The following is a 19,161-nucleotide window of genomic DNA, read 5'->3' on the forward strand; positions in this document are numbered from 1 at the left end:
CGCCGCGCCGTACGCGCTGTGTTGCAGGACCGACACAAAACGCGTTCCCGGGTACGGCACTGTCAGTGCCCTTGCGTAGGGTTCTGGGCATCCGCGGAGCCCGCGGGAACAGGGGAAGTCGAGAGGGGAATCGGTTCGTGACCGTCAACATGACCAAGGGTCAGGCCATCAGTCTTCAGAAGAACGACGGAGGCAGCCTGAGCGCGGTGCGGATGGGTCTCGGCTGGCAGGCGGCCCCCCGGCGCGGCCTGTTCGGTTCCCGTACCCGAGAGATCGACCTCGACGCCTCCGCCGTCCTGTTCGCGGACAAGCAGCCCGTCGACGTCGTCTTCTTCCGCCACCTGGTGAGCGACGACGGCTCCGTGCGCCACACCGGCGACAACCTGGTCGGCGGCGTCGGCCAGGGCGGGGACGACGAGGCGATCCTCGTCGACCTCTCGCGCGTGCCGGTCCACATCGACCAGATCGTCTTCACCGTCAACTCGTTCACGGGCCAGACGTTCCAGGAGGTGCAGAACGCGTTCTGCCGCCTGGTCGACGAGAGCAACGGCCAGGAACTGGCGCGCTACACCCTCGCGGGCGGCGGCAACTACACGGCGCAGATCATGGCGAAGGTGCACCGCGTGGGCCAGGGCTGGTCGATGACGGCCATCGGCACCCCGGCCAACGGGCGCACCTTCCAGGACCTGATGCCCGCGATCCAGCCGGTCCTCTGAGGGCCGCGGCACCACAACCACACAGCACGACACAGGGGGACGACAGGCGATGACGGCCGAGCTGACGCGGGGGCAGAACCACCCGCTCTCCCAGGTCCGCCTGGTGATCAGGATCTCGGCCGCGACGCCGGTCGTGGCCGGGATCACGCTGGGCGACGACCAGGGGCACGTACCCGGCCCCGAGTGGGTCGCCCACCCCGGCGCCCCCGCCCTGCCCGGCGTCGAGGCCCCCCGCCAGGCCGCCCCCGAGCACCGCGTCGCCGTCGACCTGGACGCCGTCCCGGAGCGCGCGCACCGCGTGCACGTCCTGCTCGCCCTGCCGGCCGGTGCCGGGCGCTTCGGCGGCTCGGCGGCCCCCTTCGTCGCGGTCGCGGGCGCCGACGGCACCGATCTCGCGTCGTTCACCCTCACCGGCCTCGACGCCGAGTCCGCCGTCGTCGCCCTGGAGCTGTACCGCCGTCAGGGCGCCTGGAAGGTCCGCGCGGTCGGCCAGGGCTACGCGGGCGGCCTCGCCGAACTCCTCGCCGACCAGGGCCTGCCCCAGGCCCGGCAGATCGCGGCGACCGTCCACGAGGCCGCCGCCCGCACCCTCGCCCCACCGGTCCCGGCCCCGACCAGCCCGTACGACGCCCAGCCCCCCGGCGCGGCCCCCACGGGACAGCGCCCGTCGGACCCGTACCCGCCCGCGGGCGCGCCGGGCCCGTACGCGGGCCAGGCGCCCGTGTACGACGGCCAGGGCGGCCCCGTCGACTACACCCACCCCCGCCGCCGGACGACCCCTCCGCCGCCCCCTCCGACCGCGCCCCCGGCCGCGCCGGGGCAGCCCGCGCGGCCCGTCGCCGGGGACGCGACCGGGTGGTCGATGGAGGAACGGCTCTACAACCAGGTGTGGGGCATGTTCGAGGACCTGGCGCGGACGACGGCCGCGTACCGGAGCGCCGTGGACTTCGCGGACACGCGCATGGAGCGCGAACTCGACCAGGCGCTCGCGGACCCGCGCACGAGGATCAGCGGACAGGCCGACCGCGCGCGGGAGGCGGCGCGCGCGAAGCACACGCAGTTGGTCGACCAGGCGCGCGAAGCGCTCGACCGGGACCTGGCACAGCTCGCCGCCGAGTCCGACGTCGTGGAACCCGCGCTCCCGGCGGCGTACGCGGGCTGGGACAACCCGGTCTGGCACGCCTACCGGGTGCCCGAGGAACCGCCGATGGCCGTGCGCCTGGGCGATGTACGGCTGCCGGAGAGCGACCGGCTGCGCATCCCGATGCTGGTCAGGCTGCCGCTGGAGCGTGGCCTGTGGATCGACAGCGGGGCGGGCGGCCTGTCGGAGGGCACCTTCGCCGACGCGCACGAACTGCGCCGTCTCGCCATGGACACGGCCGTCGCGCACGCGGCCCGGCTGCTCGCGGTCCACCCGGCGGGCGCGTTCACGGTGCACGTCGTCGACGCCGCGGGCGCGGCGGCCGGGTCGCTGGCCCCGCTGGTGGCGGCGGGCGTGCTCGCCGGTCCGCCGGCCGTCGGCGCGGCCGGGGTTGCGGACGTCCTGGGGCGGCTCACGCAGCGCGTCGACCTCGTCCAGATGGCCGTGCGCGGGGGCGCGCCGGACGCGCTGCCGCCCGGCTTCGACCCCGCGCACCAGCTGCTCGTCGTCAACGACTTCCCGCACGGCTTCGACGACCGCGCGGTGACCCAGCTGCGCTACCTCGCCGACGAGGGCCCGAGCGTCGGCGTGCACCTGCTGATGGTCGCCGACCGGGAGGACGCGACCGCGTACGGCCCGCTCCTCGACCCGCTGTGGCGCTCCCTGCTGCGGCTGACGCCGGTCGCGGACGACCACCTCGCCGACCCGTGGGTGGGGCACGCGTGGACGTACGAACCGGCGCTCGTGCCGCCGGGCAGTGGGGTGCTCCAGCAGGTGCTTGAGCGGGTCGCGGAGGCTCGCACCAAGTCCGAGTAAAGGGCCCTGACCAGCTATTTTGATCTTTCTTTTGCCAATCGCTTTACCGTTCCTTGGTGATTGGGGTACTGTTTTCCGTACGGAGGGGAGTACTCCCTGACAACTGCGGCGTACCCGTCAATACGGATCAGGCCAGATCCCGGGGCGTCGGCCCATCCTTGGGTGGAAGAGACCTCCGGCAGCGCGACGCGACGCTGAGTATCTGCCGTTACGTACTGCCGGAGGCGCAGTGGATGTTTCCGTGACCCTGTGGGTCCTGACGATCGTGGGCCTGAGCGCCCTCATCGCGGTCGACTTCTTCATCGGCCGCAAACCGCACGACGTGTCCATCAAGGAAGCGGGCATCTGGACCGCCGTCTGGATCGCCCTGGCCGGGCTCTTCGGCCTCGGCCTGGCGATATTCGGCGGCGGCGAACCCGCCGGTGAGTTCTTCGCCGGGTTCATCACCGAGAAGTCGCTCAGTGTCGACAACCTCTTCGTCTTCATCCTGATCATGGCGAAGTTCTCGGTCCCGACGCAGTACCAGCAGCGGGTCCTGCTCATCGGCGTCCTCATCGCCCTGGTCCTGCGCGCGATCTTCATCGCCGCCGGAGCGGCCATCATCGCCAGCTTCTCCTGGGTCTTCTACATCTTCGGCGCCTTCCTCATCTGGACGGCCTGGAAGCTCATCCAGGACGCGCGCGCCGACGAGGAGGACGAGGACTGGGAGGAGAACAAGCTCCTCAAGGCCGTCGAGAAGCGCTTCGGCGTCGCCGACCGCTACCACGGCACCAAGCTGTGGATCCAGGAGAACGGCAAGCGGGTCATGACCCCGATGCTGGTCGTCATCCTCGCGATCGGCACGACGGACGTCCTGTTCGCGCTCGACTCGATCCCCGCGATCTTCGGGCTCACCCAGGACCCGTACATCGTCTTCACGGCCAACGCGTTCGCCCTCATGGGCCTGCGCCAGCTGTACTTCCTCCTCGGCGGCCTGCTGCGCAAGCTGGTCCACCTCAGCTACGGCCTCTCCGTCATCCTCGGCTTCATCGGCGTCAAGCTGGTCCTGCACGCGCTGCACGAGTCGGGGGTCCACGTCCCGGAGATCAGCATCCCGGTCTCCCTCGGCGTCATCTGTTCCGTCCTGGTCGTCACGACGGTCACGAGCCTGCGCGCCTCCAAGAAGAAGGCGGAGGCCGAAGCGGCCGAGAAGGACAGCGTCACCAGCTGACCCGCACGGCGGTGAACGGTGCCCGGCGACGACGCCGGGCACCGCTTCATGTGCGGACGTCCACGCGAGACCGACCCCTGGGAACCTCCACATGCGACTCCTCACCCCGTCTGCGACGATCGCCGCATGATCACTGGGCTTCGGGCACTCACCGCCCGGTGGACGACGGTCGTGCCGGTCCTCGCGGTCGTCCTCCTGGTGTTCACCTGGGGCCGTGACCTCCCCGGCGCGGTCGTCGCCCTGGTCACCCTCGTCCTCGCCGGAGCCGTCCTCGCGGCCGTCCACCACGCCGAGGTCATCGCCCACCGCGTCGGCGAACCCTTCGGCTCCCTGGTCCTCGCCGTCGCCGTCACGATCATCGAGGTCGCCCTCATCGTCACGCTCATGGCGGACGGCGGCGACAAGAGCTCCACGCTCGCCAGGGACACCGTCTTCGCCGCCGTGATGATCACCTGCAACGGCATCCTCGGCCTGTGCCTGCTCGTCGCCTCGCTGCGGCACGGCACGGCCGTCTTCAACCCCGAGGGCACCGGCGCCGCCCTCGCGACCGTCGCGACGCTGGCCACGCTCAGCCTCGTCCTGCCGACGTTCACGACCAGCAAGCCCGGACCCGAGTTCTCCACGGTCCAGCTCACCTTCGCCGCGCTGTCGTCCCTCGTGCTGTACGGGTTGTTCGTGGCGACCCAGACCGTGCGGCACCGCGACTACTTCCTGCCGGTCACCCACGAGGGCGCGGTCCTCGACGCCGACGACCACGCCGATCTGCCGAGCGTCCGGACGGCGTACGTCAGCCTCGGGCTGCTCGGACTCGCGCTGATCGGAGTGGTGGGCCTCGCGAAAGGGGTCTCGCCGACGATCGAGTCCGGCGTCGAGTCGGCCGGGCTGCACCATGCCGTTGTCGGCGTCGTGATCGCCCTGCTGGTCCTGCTGCCCGAGACCATCGCCGCGCTGCGCGCCGCCCGCCGCGACCGCGTCCAGACCAGCCTCAACCTCGCGCTCGGCTCCGCCATGGCCAGCATCGGACTGACCATCCCCGCCGTCGCCCTCGCCTCCGTCTGGCTCTCCGGCCCCCTCGTCCTGGGCCTCGGCTCGACCCACATGGTGCTCCTCGCACTGACGGTCGTCGTGGGGTCGCTGACGGTCGTACCGGGGCGGGCCACGCCGTTGCAAGGGGGCGTGCATCTGGTGTTGTTCGCGGCGTATTTGGAACTGGCGGTCAATCCGTAGGGGCGCGTGTGCGGGTGGGCGTGCGGGGTGGTTGCGGCCGGGTGGGCTGCTGTCCGGTGGTGGGACGGGGGACACCGGGGCGTGCCCCCTTCTGGCGGGCGCGCTGTGAGGCCGTGGGGCGGGGGTGGCCGCGCTGACCAGGCGTGCCGCCCGGCGGGCGCTCGCGCCAGGCGCCGTCCCCGGCCGAGCGGTGTGGTCGATCGGCGTGGCGGACGTCTGTGTCGGTCTGCTCTGTCGGGCACTGTGCCGCCCGGTGCGGGGCGGCCTGCTGTCCGGTGAGACGGCCGTGCGGGGCCGTGTTTCTTCCGACGAGCGTGCTGCGGGAGGCGGGCCGGGGGTTCCGTTCGGCGGGCGCTCGTGTCAGGTGCCGCCCTGTCGGCTCCTGCTGAGCTGCCCCGTCAAGTGGTGGACGTCGGCCCGGCCGCGCGCGTCGCCCGCCGCCGTGCTGCCCGGTGAGCGTCGGACCGGCTGTCCGGCGGGGCGCTTGCGCCGTGCGCCGGGTTCGGCCGAGCTGCCTCGTCGGGCGTTGCCCCAGCCACCCGCGTCCGCCGCTACCGCAGTCCCCGGACGGTCCGTCGTCCGCTGTCGTCGGCCTGGAGCCACCGGTGCCCCTGGGCCGTGCACAGCCCGTCGCCGGCGGCCGGCCCCGCCCTCGCCCGTCGCTACCCGTCCGCCGTGACCGGTCGGGCGGTCGGGACCGGGCGGGTTTCCGGTAGGAGGGCGAAGCAGGTGAGGCTGAGGAGGGCCACGGCTGTCAGGTACGCGCCGACGCCCCAGGGGACTCGGCCGGAGTCCTCGGCCAGGGCGGTCGCGGCGAGGGGGGTGAGGGCGCCGCCGAGGACTCCGCCGAGGTTGTAGCCGACGGCGGCACCCGTACAACGGACGCGGGGTTCGTAGAGTTCCGGGAGGTACGCGCCGATCACGGCGTAGGTCGCCGCGAAGGCGAGGAGCGCGCCCAGGATGCCGAGGAACATCAGCAGCGGCTCACCGGTCGCCAGGAGCGCGACCGTCGGGAACATCCACAGAGCCGTCAACGCGCACCCGGCCAGGCACAGGGGCCGACGCCCGAACCGGTCGCCCAGGTGCGCCGCGAGCGGCACGAGTGCGCCTTTCACGACGACGGCGGCCATGACGCAGACCAGCATGACCGTGCGGCTCACCCCGAGCCGTTCCGTCGCGTAGGCGAGGGACCAGGTCGTCACCGCGTAGAAGACCGCGTACCCGGCGGCCAGCGCGCCGGCCGTCAGCAGGACGAGCCGCCGGTGGTGGACGAACACCTCGACGAGCGGCACGCGCGCGTGGTCGTCGATCTCGAGGAACCGGGGGCTCTCCGTGAGGGACGACCGCAGCCACAGGCCCGCGACCGCGAGGACCCCGGCGGCCCAGAACGGCACCCGCCACCCCCAGGACGCGAACTGCGCCTCGGAGAGCCCGGCGGACAGCCCGAGCATCACCCCGTTGGCCAGCACGAACCCCACGGCGGGCCCCACCTGGGGGAAGCTCGCCCACAGGGCGCGCCGCCCGGCCGGCGCGTGCTCCGCCGTCAGCAGCACCGCCCCGCCCCACTCCCCGCCGAGCCCGAGCCCCTGGAGGAACCGCAGCACGAGCAGCAGCACCGGCGCGGCCACCCCGATGGCCGCGTACGACGGGACGCAGCCGACCGCGACGGTCGAGGCGCCCGTCAGGAGCAGCGACGCGACCAGCACGGGACGCCGTCCGTAACGGTCGCCGACGTGCCCGAACAGCACCGACCCCAGCGGGCGCGCGACGAACCCGACCCCGAACGTCCCGAAGGCCGCCAGCGCGCCCGCGAGGGGGGAGAACGTCGGAAAGAACAGCGGGCCGAGGACCAGCGCCGCCGCCGTCCCGTAGGCGAAGAAGTCGTAGAACTCGATGGCCGTCCCGGCGAGCGAGGCGGCGGCGAGCCGGGGCATGGACGGTGGTGTCACCGCGCGTACAGGCTGCATGCCTCGTCAACCTGCCGCGACCACGGTGAGTCACGCGGGCGCGCGAGGCACCGGGGGCGCGTCAGTACGTCACGACGATGCGCCGCGCGGGCCCGTCGACGCGCACGAGACCGCCGTACGGGACGACGAGCTGGGGGTTGGTGTGCCCGAGGTCGACGTCGAAGACGGCCATCGTGTCCGGCGCGTACGTCTTCAGCGCGCTCTCGACGGCGGCGCGCTGGTCGGCGGCGTACTGTGCGCTCGCCTGAGGGCCGTTGGGACGCTCGAAGGACCAGGTCTTGGCCCGGCCCATCAAAAGCGCCGGAAAGCGCCTCAGGAGGCCGCGCTCGCCCATGCAGCGCAGGACCTGGAAGACCTCCGTGGCGCTGGGCAGGCCCTCGGAGGTCTCCAGGAACAGCACGCCGCCGTCGTACACCGAGGGGTCGGCGGCGATCTCGCGGTCGGCCATCAGGAGCCAGGCCAGGATCTCCAGGCAGCCGCCCCAGCTGCGGCCCTCCACCACACGGTCGGCGTTCAGCCAGCTCCAGCCGGTGCCGGGACGGGTCTCCGGCGCACGCGTGAAGGTCCGCGGGTCGGCCCAGTCGCTCTCGACGTCGCTCCAGCGGTCCACGGGGCGCAGCTCGTAGGGGCCCGGGGTGAACAGGGCCGCGCGCAGGGAGTCCACGGTCCGCGCGTCCATGGCGACCGGGCGGCCGAGCTGCACCATGACGCTCCCGCCGTGGTAGCCGACGATCCCGGTGTTGTAGAGGTAGGCCAGCAGGTTGGTGTTGTCGCTGTACCCGAAGAACGGCTTCGCGTGCGCGCGGATCAACTCGCGGTCCAGGAAGGGCAGGACGGTGATCTGGTCGTCGCCCCCGATGGACGCGAACACCGCCTTGACGTCCGGGTCGGCGAAGGCGGCGTGCAGGTCGTCGGCGCGCTGCCGCGGGGTGGCGTTCATCGTGCGGGTCGACGGGTACTCGACCGGTTCGAGGCCGAACTCCTCGCGCAGGCGCGCGAGGCCGAGGTCGAAGGGGCGCGGGAACAGGCCGGGCAGCCCCGAGGCCGGAGAGACGACGGCGACGCGGTCGCCGGGGGAGGGCTTGGGCGGGTACACGGGAGCTGCCATAGGCGCACGTTACGGGCCTCACCCGAACGGCGCACCGTGATAAACCGGGGGCGAGCAGCGGCCTCTTCCGGGGCCGCCCCGAACGGACCGGAGGAACCGTGCCCCGCACCCTGGCCAACGCCCCGATCATGATCCTCAACGGCCCCAACCTGAACCTCCTCGGTCAGCGCCAGCCGGAGATCTACGGGGCCGACACGCTCGCGGACGTCGAGGCGATGTGCGTCAAGGCGGCGGGCGCGCACGGCGGCACGGTCGACTTCCGCCAGTCCAACCACGAGGGCGAACTGGTCGACTGGATCCACGAGGCACGGCTCGGCCACTGCGGCATCGTCATCAACCCGGGCGCCTACTCGCACACGTCCGTCGCGATCCTGGACGCGCTCAACACCTGCGACGGGCTGCCGGTGATCGAGGTCCACATCTCCAACATCCACAAGCGGGAGGCGTTCCGGCACCACTCGTACGTGTCCCTGCGCGCGGACGGGGTGATCGCCGGATGCGGGGTGCAGGGGTACGTGTTCGGGGTGGAGCGGGTGGCGGCGCTGGTGGGGGAGGGGACAGCGCGCGCGTGAGCGCGTGAGTCCGGGGTTCGGGCAAGGGGCGTCGGCCATGTCCGACGCCCCTTGCACCAGCCTCTAGAGGCGCCCGGCCTCCACGATCCGGCGCAGGAAGCGCCGCGTGCGCTCCTCCTGCGGGTCGCCGAAGACCTGCTCGGCGCTGCCGCGCTCCAGGACGACGCCGCCGTCCAGGAAGCAGACCTGGTCGGCGACCTCGCGCGCGAAGCCCATCTCGTGGGTGGCCAGCACCATCGTCATCCCGTCGTCCTTCAGGTCGCGGACGACGTTCAGGACCTCGCCGACCAGCTCCGGGTCGAGGGCGGCGGTGATCTCGTCGAGGAGCAGCAGCCGGGGCCGCACCGCGAGGGCCCGCACGATCGCCACACGCTGCTGCTGGCCGCCGCTGAGCCGGTCGGGGTAGGCGGATGCCTTCCCGTCCAGCCCCAGGCGCTCCAGCAGCTCCCTGGCCCGCTTCTCGGCCTCCTCGCGGGGCACGCCGTGGACGCGGCGCGGGGCGAGCGTGATGTTCTCCAGCACCGTCATGTGCGGGAACAGGTTGTACGACTGGAAGACCACGCCGATCCGGCGCCGCACCGCGTCCTGGTCGGCCCGTGGGTCGGTGATCTCCTCGCCGTCCAGCCAGATCGCGCCGTCGTCGATGTCCTCCAGCAGGTTCGCGCACCGCAGCAGCGTCGACTTGCCCGACCCGGACGCGCCGATCAGCGCGGTCACGGTGTGCGGGGCGACCTCCAGATCGACGTCCCTGAGGACGACGGAGCCGCCGAACGTCTTGCGGACCGACTCCATCCGCAGCACGGGCGCGCCGGTCATGCCGTACCTCCCTGGGACCGCTGCCGGTCCATCCGCGCCGTCACCCAGTCCGTGAACCGGGTCATCGGGATCGTCAGCGCCACGAACAGCAGCCCCGCGACGATGTACGGCGTGTAGTTCAGGCTCCGCCCGACGATGATGTCCGCCGCGCGCACGGCGTCGATCGCGCCGCCGATCGAGACCAGACCGGTGTCCTTCTGGAGCGACACCAGGTCGTTCAGCAGCGGCGGCACCTGACGGCGCACCGCCTGCGGCAGCACCACGTGGCGCAGCGCCTGCCGGTTCGTCAGCCCCAGCGAGCGGGCCGCCGCGCGCTGCGAGGGATGCACGGACTCGATGCCCGCGCGGAACACCTCCGCGACGTACGCCGAGTACGTCAGCGTCAGCGCCGTACCGCCCAGCAGCACCGGATCGACCGTCACCCCCTGCAGGCGCAGCGCCGGCACGCCCAGGACGACGATCATCAGGTTGATGATCAGCGGCAGGCCCCGGAAGAAGTCCGTGTAGGCCGCCGCGAGCACGCGCAGCGGGAAGAACACCGGGCCGCGCAGCGTGCGCGCGATGGCGATGAGCATGCCGAGCACCAGGACGGCCGCCCCGCACACCAGCAGCAGCCGCAGGTTCAGCCACAGCCCTTCGAGGACCTTGGGCAGCGCCTCGCGCGCGTAGTGCCCGTCGAAGAACGTCTCCTTGGTGCGCTGCCAGCCGGGCGCGTTGACGACGACCAGGTAGAGCACGACGGCGGTGACGAGCGTCGACAGCGCGGCGATCGCCGTCGCCTTGCGCGCACGCGTGCGCCGGTAGCGCTCACGCTCCAGCCTCCGCTGCGACGGGGTGTACGCGTCCAGCGGTTCCTCCGCGGCCTTGGTGACCGTCACGTGAGGACCGGGGCGTCGACCGCGTCGGACAGCCACTGCTGCTCCAGCTTCGCCAGCGTGCCGTCCTTGCGCAGGGCGTCGACGGCGGCGCTCACACAGGGCGTGAGCGCGCTGCCCTTGTCGAGGACCAGGCCGAACTGCTCGGGCGCGGCGCCCTGGTTCTCGAACTGGCCGACGATCTCGGCGTCCGTGACCTCGGCGGAGGTGATGTAGAACGCGGTCGGCAGGTCGACCACGATCGCGTCGACCTGCTTGTTCCGCAGCGCCGACTTGGCCTGGTCGTTCTTGGCGTACGCGGCGGCCTCCTGGGTCGGCTTCACCACGTCCTCGATGTAGTCCAGGCTGGTCGTACCGACCTGGGCGCCCAGCTTGAGGCCCTTGAGGTCGGCGACGCTCTTCGCCTGCGCGGCCTTGGTGCCCTTCAGCGCGATCACCGCCTGGCGGACGTCGTAGTAGCCGGACGAGAAGTCGACGGCCTTTTTGCGCTCGTCGCTGATCGAAACCTGGTTGATGTCGAAGTCGAAGGTCTTCTCACCGGGCGCGAACGCCTTGTTGAACGGCACGCTCTGCCAGACGACGGCGCTCTTGTCGTACCCGAGCCGCTGCGCGACCGCGTACGCGACGGCCGACTCGAAGCCCTGGCCGTTGGCCGGCTTGTCGTCCTTGAACCACGGCTCGTAGGCGGGCTGGTCGGTGGCCACGGTCAGCTTGCCGGAGGTCTCGGTGGCCAGCGCGCCCTTGGCGCACGCGGCGCCGCTCGACGAGCCGGAGGGGGTGTCTGCGGCCTTCTCGTCCGACTGCGGGGCACAGCCCACGACGGTGGCGAGGAGGGCGACGACAGTGGCCGTGGCGGCACGGCGCGGGACACGAAGGGCGAGGCGCATGGCGGGAGGGTGACAGCGAAAGCGCCGGTTTGTCCAGTTCACGACAGTGCGTGTCCGCATAGTGGGAACGCGTGTTGCGGTTCCGTGAACGGGACGGCGAGGGGTGCCTGGGCCGCCGGTCGAGGGCGGGGAATGCGAAGGACCGGCGGCCCGTACCGAGCGGGAGCCGTCATCCCGCGCGGGCAGGCACCAGTTGACCGCACGGGCCCGCGCGCGGGGAGCGCGCGCGGGCGGCCGGCGCGGGTGCGCGATTCACACGGGGTGCGCGGGGCGTTGCGGGAACGTCCACGCGGACGCCGGAGATGCCGTGGACGCCAGGCGCTGTGGACGTGCACGAGCGTCGGTGTCTCACCAGCCGCGCGCGTGCCACTCCGGGAGCTGCGGGCGTTCGGCGCCCAGGGTCGTGTCGTCGCCGTGCCCCGGGTAGACCCACGTCTCGTCCGGGAGGACGTCGAAGATCTTCGTCTCCACGTCGTGGATCAGGCTCGCGAACGCCTCCGGGTCCTTGCGGGTGTTGCCCACCCCGCCCGGGAAGAGGCAGTCCCCGGTGAACACGTGCGGGTGCCCGTGCGGGTCGTCGTAGACCAGGGCGATCGAACCCGGCGTGTGGCCCACCAGATGGCGCGCGGTCAACTCCACCCGGCCCACCCGGATCACGTCGCCGTCGTCGACCGGGACGTCGGTCGCCACCGGGATGCCCGCGGCGTCCGCGCGCCCCGCGTACGTGCGCGCGCCCGTGGCCGCCACGACCTCCGCGAGGGCCTGCCAGTGGTCGCCGTGCTGATGGGTCGTCACGACCGAGGCGAGGCCGTCGTCGCCGACCGTGCCGAGCAGCGCCCCGGCGTCGTTCGCCGCGTCGATCAGCAACTGCTCGTCCGTGGCCCGGCAGCGCAGCAGGTAGGCGTTGTTGTTCATCGGGCCGACCGCGATCTTGGTGATCATCAGGTCCTTCAGCTCGTGCACGTCCGCCGGGCCGCCGACCGTCACCTGTCCGCTGTACGTCATGACGGCAGCCTATAGCGGGGGCAGCGTCGGCAGGGGCCCGCCGTCGGCCACCGGCTCGGCCTCCCCGCCGCGGCCCGCGAGCCAGCCCAGCAACTCGGCCCCGGAGCCGGAGACGGTGACCTCGGGGACGTCCGCCGCCCGGCCCGTGCGCCACGCGTGCGTGCCGTCCGTCAGCCGGGTCGGCGGGACGGCGTCGAGGCCGTCGTACCGGTCGGCGAGGAAGGCGATCTCCCGCGTCGTGAACTCCTCCGGGAGGTCCTTGAGGCCGTACCCGATGCCCAGGTCCACGTGGTGCAGCTCGACCTCGGTCCAGCGCCGGAACGGGACGCGGTCCGCGCGGTCCGTGACGCTGCCCCGCAATGTCACCGTCCGCGACCAGTCGGCCGGCTCGGTCCCGGCGGCCAGGAAGCGGGCGCCGCTCGCGCGCAGGTCGGCGAGGTGGACGCCCAGCGCGCGCGGGGCGTCCCGCTCGATGTCGGCGTCCCGGATCTCGGCGGTCGCGTACATCGGGCGGCCGGCGAGGACGTTCACGAGAGCGTCCGCGTTGCGGGCGAGGTGGGCGAGGACATGGCCACGGCTCCAGCCCGGCAGCCGTGACGGTTCGGCGACCGACGCGTTGTCCAGCCCGGCGACCGCGTTCAGCAGCCGCTCCGTCGCGTCCCGTACACGGGCCAGGTCACGCACGTGATCAGTCATGGGGCCGACCCTAGCCCCGTCACCCCTTCGGGTGAAGACGGCTTGAAGCAACCGTGAATCGAATGTACGTGCGATACGGTTGCTCACAGACGTCGGGCATGCTGGATGGCCGGGGATTGTTCGCAACCCGTGAATCCGACCGGCGTTGTCAGTGGCTCCCCCTAGTCTGAGAAAGACGGGGGCCCCGCCCCTGTCACTTCTCTCAAGAAAGGTGCGGACCGGCGTGGCCGACCGTCTCATCGTCCGTGGCGCGCGCGAGCACAATCTGAAGAACGTCTCGCTCGACCTGCCCCGTGACTCGCTCATCGTCTTCACGGGCCTGTCCGGTTCGGGCAAGTCCTCGCTCGCCTTCGACACGATCTTCGCGGAGGGCCAGCGGCGCTACGTGGAGTCCCTGTCCTCCTACGCGCGCCAGTTCCTCGGGCAGATGGACAAGCCCGACGTCGACTTCATCGAGGGCCTTTCCCCGGCCGTCTCGATCGACCAGAAGTCGACCTCGCGCAACCCGCGCTCCACGGTCGGCACCATCACCGAGGTCTACGACTACCTGCGCCTGCTCTTCGCCCGCATCGGCAAGCCGCACTGCCCCCAGTGCCGCCGCCCGATCTCGCGCCAGTCGCCCCAGGCCATCGTCGACAAGGTCCTGGAACTTCCCGAGGGCAGCCGCTTCCAGGTCCTCTCGCCGCTCGTGCGCGAGCGCAAGGGCGAGTTCGTCGACCTCTTCGCCGACCTCCAGACCAAGGGCTACGCCCGCGCGCGGGTCGACGGCCAGACGATCCAGCTCTCCGAGCCGCCCGTCCTGAAGAAGCAGGAGAAGCACACCATCGAGGTGGTCATCGACCGCCTCACGGTGAAGGACTCCGCCAAGCGCCGCCTCACCGACTCCGTCGAGACCGCCCTCGGCCTGTCCGGCGGCATGGTCGTCCTCGACTTCGTCGACCTCCCCGAGGACGACCCCGAGCGCGAGCGCATGTACTCGGAGCACCTGTACTGCCCGTACGACGACCTGTCCTTCGAGGAACTGGAGCCGCGCTCCTTCTCCTTCAACTCGCCCTTCGGCGCCTGCCCCGAGTGCACCGGCATCGGCACCCGCATGGAGGTCGACCCCGAGCTGATCGTCCCGGACGAGGACAAGTCCCTCGACGAGGGCGCCATCCACCCCTGGTCCCACGGCCACACCAAGGACTACTTCGGCCGGCTGGTCGGCGCCCTCGCCGACGCGCTCGGCTTCCGCACCGACATCCCCTTCGCCGGGCTCCCGCAGCGCGCCAAGAAGGCCCTGCTGCACGGCCACAAGACCCAGATCGAGGTCCGCTACCGCAACCGGTACGGCCGCGAGCGGGTCTACACGACCCCCTTCGAGGGCGCCGTCCCGTTCGTGAAGCGCCGGCACAGCGAGTCCGAGAGCGACGCCAGCCGCGAGCGCTTCGAGGGCTACATGCGCGAGGTGCCCTGCCCGACCTGCGAGGGCACCCGCCTCAAGCCGATCGTCCTCGCGGTCACGGTCATGGGGAAGTCCATCGCCGAGGTCTCCGGCATGTCCATCAGCGACTGCGCGGACTTCCTGGGCGAACTGCGGCTCAACGCGCGCGACAAGAAGATCGCCGAGCGCGTCCTGAAGGAGGTCAACGAGCGGCTGCGGTTCCTGGTCGACGTCGGCCTCGACTACCTCTCCCTCAACCGCGCGGCCGGCACGCTCTCCGGCGGCGAGGCTCAGCGCATCCGCCTGGCCACCCAGATCGGCTCCGGCCTCGTCGGCGTCCTGTACGTCCTGGACGAGCCGTCCATCGGCCTGCACCAGCGCGACAACCACCGGCTCATCGAGACCCTGGTCCGGCTGCGCGACATGGGCAACACCCTCATCGTCGTCGAGCACGACGAGGACACCATCAAGGTCGCCGACTGGATCGTCGACATCGGCCCCGGCGCGGGGGAGCACGGCGGCAAGGTCGTCCACAGCGGCTCCTACAAGGAACTGCTCGACAACACCGAGTCGCAGACCGGCCAGTACCTCTCGGGCCGCAAGTCCATCCCGCTGCCGGACGTCCGCCGCCCGCGCGACCCCGCGCGCCAGCTGACCGTGCACGGCGCGCGGGAGAACAACCTCCAGGACATCGACGTCTCCTTCCCGCTCGGCGTCTTCACCGCCGTCACGGGCGTCTCCGGATCCGGCAAGTCCACGCTGGTCAACGACATCCTCTACACGCACCTGGCGCGCGAGCTGAACGGCGCGAGGAACGTCCCCGGCCGGCACACCCGCGTCGACGGAGACGACCTCGTCGACAAGGTCGTCCACGTCGACCAGTCGCCCATCGGCCGCACCCCGCGCTCCAACCCGGCGACCTACACCGGCGTCTTCGACCACATCCGCAAGCTGTTCGCCGAGACCAGCGAGGCGAAGGTGCGGGGCTATCTGCCCGGCCGGTTCTCCTTCAACGTCAAGGGCGGCCGCTGCGAGAACTGCGCGGGCGACGGCACGATCAAGATCGAGATGAACTTCCTGCCGGACGTCTACGTCCCGTGCGAGGTCTGCCACGGCGCCCGGTACAACCGGGAGACCCTGGAGGTCCACTACAAGGGCAAGTCCATCGCCGAGGTCCTGAACATGCCGATCGAGGAGGCGACGGGCTTCTTCGAGGCGGTCCCCTCGATCGCCCGGCATCTCAACACCCTCAAGGACGTCGGCCTCGGATACGTCCGGCTCGGGCAGTCCGCCACCACGCTCTCCGGCGGCGAGGCGCAGCGCGTCAAGCTCGCCAGCGAACTCCAGCGGCGTTCCACGGGCCGGACCGTCTACGTCCTCGACGAGCCGACCACCGGTCTGCACTTCGAGGACATCAGCAAGCTGCTGAAGGTCCTGTCCGGACTGGTCGACAAGGGGAACTCGGTCATCGTCATCGAGCACAACCTCGACGTCATCAAGACCGCGGACTGGATCGTCGACATGGGTCCCGAGGGAGGCGCCGGCGGCGGTGTCGTGGTCGCCGAGGGCACGCCCGAGGAGGTCGCGGCGGTACCGGCCAGCCACACCGGCAAGTTCCTGCGCGAGATCCTCGGCGCCGACCGGGTCAGCGACGCGGGGCCGGTGAAGGCGCCGCGCAAGACCGCCGCGAAGAAGGCCGTGGCGAAGAAGACGGCCGCGAAGAAGACCGTCCGAAAGGCGTGAAAGGCCGCTTGAACGGCGTGAAGCGGAAGTAGGGAAAGAAAAGGCAAAAAAATCGGCGCCTCGCGGGAACTTGCCGCGGGGCGCCGTCCGTTTCAAGGGCAGACACTCCGAATCCCCGGTTTCGGCGGACCGAGGACGAGGCCGGACCTTGACAACGCCACAGAGCGCGAGTTCAGAAACCCTCCAGATCGGAGGCGTAGGGCGGTTCCGCTCCCGCCCGTGAGCAGGTCAGTGCCGCCGCGCGGGCGGCGAAGCCCAGCAGGCGGTGCCAGTCGTCGCGGCCCAGCGTCCCCAGGGCCGCGGCGGACAGCCCGCCCTTGACCGACAGGCCGTGCAGCAGCGCCGCGTTCACCGTGTCCCCGGCGCCGATGGTGTCCACGACCTCGACTTTCGCACCGGCCACCGCGTACACCCGGCCGCCCGGGGTGAACGCCGACATCCCCTCCGCGCCGTGCGTGACGACGACGGCCGCCGGGCCTGCCGCCAGCAGGTCGGGCGGGGTGGTGTCCAGCCAGCGCATGTCGTCCTCGGACAGCTTGAGGAGGGTGACATGGGGCAGCCAGCTCCGGAAGCGGGCGCGGTAGGCGTCCGGGTCGGCGATCAGGGCGGGGCGGATGTTCGGGTCCAGCAGGGTGAACAGGCCCTTGTCCGAGGCGTCCCGCATCAGCTTCTCGTAGGCGCTCGCCCCCGGTTCCAGGACGAGCGAACAGGTGCCGAAGGACACTGCCTCCGTCCCCGGGGGCAGCTCCTCCGGTGCCCTGAAGAAGCGGTCGGCCGTGTCGCCGACGTAGAAGGAGTAGACGGCCGCCCCGTCGTCGTCCAGCGTCGCGGCGGCCAGCGTGGTCGGCTCCGGACCCCGCTGCACGTGCGACACGTCCACGCCCGAGGCGCGCAGCCCCGCCAGCAGCGCCTCCCCGAAGGCGTCCGTCGAGGTGCGGGAGAGGAACGCCGTGGGCGAGCCCAGCCGTCCCAGCGCCACCGCGGTGTTGTACGGCCCTCCGCCGAGCGCCGGCCGCAGCTCGGCCAGGGCCCCCTCACCGAGCGGCACCAAGTCGATCAGGGCTTCTCCGGTGACGACGATCACGAGACGGTTCCTCTCTGGCGGCACACGGACCGCTCGCTGCGGAGGGGGCGGGTCGGGACAGCCGCGCAGGGTGCGGCAGATGTAAGAGACGAACAGGGAAGGGGGAGGGATGCTACCGCCCTGACCGGCTGTGGGGGCTGCGGGCGGGCGGGAAACGGGCGAGGGCCGGGCGGGGAGCGGGCGGGGGCGAGGGGGAGGGAGGGGAGGACCGGGCGGGGTGGCCGTGCTGTCCGGGCCGGAGCGTCGGTGGCGTGCGGGCTGCTGCGATGACGGGGGCCCGGCGGACGTGGACCGCAGCCTGGGCCGGGGCGACCGTATCGGCCGGGGCGACCACGCTGGCTGGGGCAGGGGTGACTGGAGCAGGGGCAACCTGTCGGCTGGGCCATGGGGGTCACGCCGACGCTGATTCCGGAAAGGAGGGAGTTGCACGGTTGCTGAGGGACCCCGTGCAGGGGTTCCGGCCCTGTTCGCCGCCCAGTCGGCGACGCCGCACACCCCGTGTTCCCGGGGCACAGGGCCGGATGCGCCGGCCAGGCACAGTCCGGGTGAGTACGCCGCCGACCCCGCGGGCGTGCTGCGGCTTGAGGGCGACGCCGTGACGCTGGCCGGCATCCGCTCACGTCGGCACCTGCTCGCGTCAGCGCCCCCTCGCGCCGGCCTGGTCAGGGCGACCGCGTCGGCCTGGCCGCAGAGGTCACGTGGGTCGGGCTGTCCGGGCCCCGGTGGCCATGTCGGACTGGTCGGGTTGGCCGCGTTGTTTCGGGCCGTCGGGGGCTACTCCCAGTCCCAGCCGATGCCCACGATGCCTGTGCGGAGGCGGGGTTCGACGAGGTGGACGGAGTGGTGGTGGGGGCTGAGGGGGAGGGGCTGGCGGCCGGTGCGGGGGGCGGCGTAGGAGTGCTGGGTGAAGCGGTGGCAGTGGGCGGGGAGGGCGTGCTCGTCGAACTGGACCTGGAGGACGTACTGGCCGCCCGCGAGGGTGACGTCGTGGACGTACTCGCGGGAGGTGCCGGCGGTGCCGTCCTCGACGTCGTAGCGGAAGACGAAGGTGTCGCCGGGGCGCAGCCGGGTGTCGAAGAGGAGTTCGGCGACGAGGACGCCGGTCTCCTGGTGGTGGCGGACGCGCCCGGTGCGGCAGTTCTCCAGGGCGCGCACCCGCATCCGGCCGGGGTCGCAACCGGGGTCGCCGTGGTGGACGGCCATGAAGCGGTCGACGCCGTCGCGGTGGGCGCGGACGATGTGGTGGGCCTCGCGGCCGAGGAGTTCGCGGTGGGCGCCGATGCGGACGCGTTCGTGGTGGCCGAGGGTCTGGAGGCCGGGGTCGAGGGGGCGGTCCAGGTCGGTGAGGAGGCGTTCGACGACGTCGGTGGCTTCGAGGAGGGCCCGGTAGGAGCGGGCGGCGGTGCGGCCGTGCGGGGTGTCGTCCTCGCTCTCCGCGAGGAGGCGGATCAGGGACTCCTCGGGCAGGTGAAGGATCTCCTCCAGGGCGCGGACGGCGCGCAGGGACTCGGGGCGCTGGGGCCGGCGGGCGCCCTGCTGCCAGTAACTCAGGCTGGTGACACCGACTCTGACGCCGTGGCGGGAGAGATGGTGCTGGACGCGCTGGAGAGGAAGGCCGCGTGCGGCTATCGCGGCACGCAGGGCGACGTGGAAAGGGCCGCCCCGCAGGGCCGTGTCCAGTTCCGCTGTGACGTCGGAGGGGCCCGCGTGCTGTGCGGTGTGCGGCATGGAGGGGCCTTTCTGTGAACAACGGCTGGTCAGACCGTTCGCGTGGATCGGGGCCTCCCCGATGACGCAGGAGGGTTTTTCTCCTCTTCCTACGGCTCACCCGTACGACGCCGTTCACGGCGCCGAGTTCCCCCGCATTGAAGCGTG

General features: G+C 71.9%; 15 protein-coding genes. 6 read left to right on the forward strand and 9 right to left on the reverse strand.

All coding sequences use genetic code 11. From position 1 onward, the window contains the following. Positions 1–137: 137 nt before the first annotated feature. From IAG44_RS30465 to IAG44_RS30480, 4 genes are all read left to right on the forward strand, one after another. Positions 138–716: a TerD family protein gene (locus IAG44_RS30465; RefSeq protein WP_187750283.1), complete on the forward strand. Its 579-nt coding sequence runs from the start codon at positions 138–140 to the stop codon at positions 714–716. A 49-nt stretch (positions 717–765) separates the two neighbouring features. Next, positions 766–2,673: a TerD family protein gene (locus IAG44_RS30470; protein WP_187750284.1), complete on the forward strand. Its 1,908-nt coding sequence runs from the start codon at positions 766–768 to the stop codon at positions 2,671–2,673. A 229-nt stretch (positions 2,674–2,902) separates the two neighbouring features. After that, positions 2,903–3,883 carry a TerC family protein gene (locus IAG44_RS30475; RefSeq protein ID WP_187750285.1) on the forward strand — a complete coding sequence of 327 codons (981 nt, stop codon included), beginning with the start codon at positions 2,903–2,905 and terminating at the stop codon, positions 3,881–3,883. Between the two features lie 126 nt (positions 3,884–4,009). Further along, positions 4,010–5,110 (forward strand): calcium:cation antiporter, encoded by a 1,101-nt coding sequence (locus IAG44_RS30480; RefSeq protein WP_187750286.1) that lies wholly within the window; start codon positions 4,010–4,012, stop codon positions 5,108–5,110. A 662-nt stretch (positions 5,111–5,772) separates the two neighbouring features. On the opposite strand, the gene IAG44_RS30485 is transcribed toward IAG44_RS30480, so the two are convergent. Both IAG44_RS30485 and IAG44_RS30490 read right to left on the reverse strand, forming a co-directional pair. Then, positions 5,773–7,077, reverse strand: a complete 1,305-nt coding sequence (locus IAG44_RS30485) for an MFS transporter (RefSeq protein WP_425508480.1) — start codon at positions 7,075–7,077, stop codon at positions 5,773–5,775. Positions 7,078–7,138: 61 nt separating this feature from the next. Continuing rightward, positions 7,139–8,185, reverse strand: coding sequence for a S66 family peptidase (locus IAG44_RS30490; RefSeq protein ID WP_187750287.1), 1,047 nt, complete (start codon positions 8,183–8,185; stop codon positions 7,139–7,141). A gap of 98 nt (positions 8,186–8,283) precedes the next feature. Here IAG44_RS30490 and aroQ point away from each other — a divergent pair, with 98 nt between their 5' ends. Further along, entirely contained in the window at positions 8,284–8,757 is a 474-nt protein-coding gene (gene aroQ, locus IAG44_RS30495; RefSeq protein WP_187750288.1) for a type II 3-dehydroquinate dehydratase, read from the forward strand. Between the two features lie 63 nt (positions 8,758–8,820). On the opposite strand, the gene IAG44_RS30500 is transcribed toward aroQ, so the two are convergent. The 5 genes from IAG44_RS30500 to IAG44_RS30520 all read right to left on the reverse strand — a co-directional run bounded on the left by IAG44_RS30500 (position 8,821) and on the right by IAG44_RS30520 (position 13,036). Next, positions 8,821–9,573, reverse strand: a complete 753-nt coding sequence (locus IAG44_RS30500) for an amino acid ABC transporter ATP-binding protein (protein ID WP_281404310.1) — start codon at positions 9,571–9,573, stop codon at positions 8,821–8,823. Continuing rightward, a complete protein-coding gene (locus tag IAG44_RS30505; protein WP_187750289.1) occupies positions 9,570–10,451 on the reverse strand; it encodes an amino acid ABC transporter permease in 882 nt (293 codons plus the stop codon). Before IAG44_RS30505 ends, IAG44_RS30500 begins: the two co-directional genes overlap by 4 nt. Beyond that, the gene (locus IAG44_RS30510; protein ID WP_187750290.1) at positions 10,448–11,335 is read right to left on the reverse strand and encodes an ABC transporter substrate-binding protein; all 888 of its coding nucleotides are present in this window, start codon (positions 11,333–11,335) and stop codon (positions 10,448–10,450) included. Before IAG44_RS30510 ends, IAG44_RS30505 begins: the two co-directional genes overlap by 4 nt. A gap of 348 nt (positions 11,336–11,683) precedes the next feature. Next, entirely contained in the window at positions 11,684–12,340 is a 657-nt protein-coding gene (locus tag IAG44_RS30515; RefSeq protein WP_187750291.1) for an MBL fold metallo-hydrolase, read from the reverse strand. A 9-nt stretch (positions 12,341–12,349) separates the two neighbouring features. Further along, positions 12,350–13,036, reverse strand: coding sequence for a maleylpyruvate isomerase family mycothiol-dependent enzyme (locus tag IAG44_RS30520; protein WP_187750292.1), 687 nt, complete (start codon positions 13,034–13,036; stop codon positions 12,350–12,352). Positions 13,037–13,259: 223 nt separating this feature from the next. On the opposite strand from IAG44_RS30520, the gene uvrA reads away from it, so the two are divergent. Then, on the forward strand, positions 13,260–16,202 hold the full coding sequence (uvrA, locus tag IAG44_RS30525; RefSeq protein WP_187750293.1) for an excinuclease ABC subunit UvrA: 2,943 nt from the start codon (positions 13,260–13,262) through the stop codon (positions 16,200–16,202). Between the two features lie 172 nt (positions 16,203–16,374). Here uvrA and IAG44_RS30530 read toward each other — a convergent pair whose 3' ends face one another. Together IAG44_RS30530 and IAG44_RS30535 are read right to left on the reverse strand one after the other, a co-directional pair. After that, positions 16,375–17,286 carry a carbohydrate kinase family protein gene (locus IAG44_RS30530; protein ID WP_187750294.1) on the reverse strand — a complete coding sequence of 304 codons (912 nt, stop codon included), beginning with the start codon at positions 17,284–17,286 and terminating at the stop codon, positions 16,375–16,377. A 774-nt stretch (positions 17,287–18,060) separates the two neighbouring features. Further along, positions 18,061–19,014: a hypothetical protein gene (locus IAG44_RS30535; RefSeq protein ID WP_187750295.1), complete on the reverse strand. Its 954-nt coding sequence runs from the start codon at positions 19,012–19,014 to the stop codon at positions 18,061–18,063. Positions 19,015–19,161: the final 147 nt, after the last annotated feature.

Origin of the sequence: Streptomyces roseirectus (assembly GCF_014489635.1) — a bacterium.
Taxonomy (GTDB): domain Bacteria; phylum Actinomycetota; class Actinomycetes; order Streptomycetales; family Streptomycetaceae; genus Streptomyces; species Streptomyces roseirectus.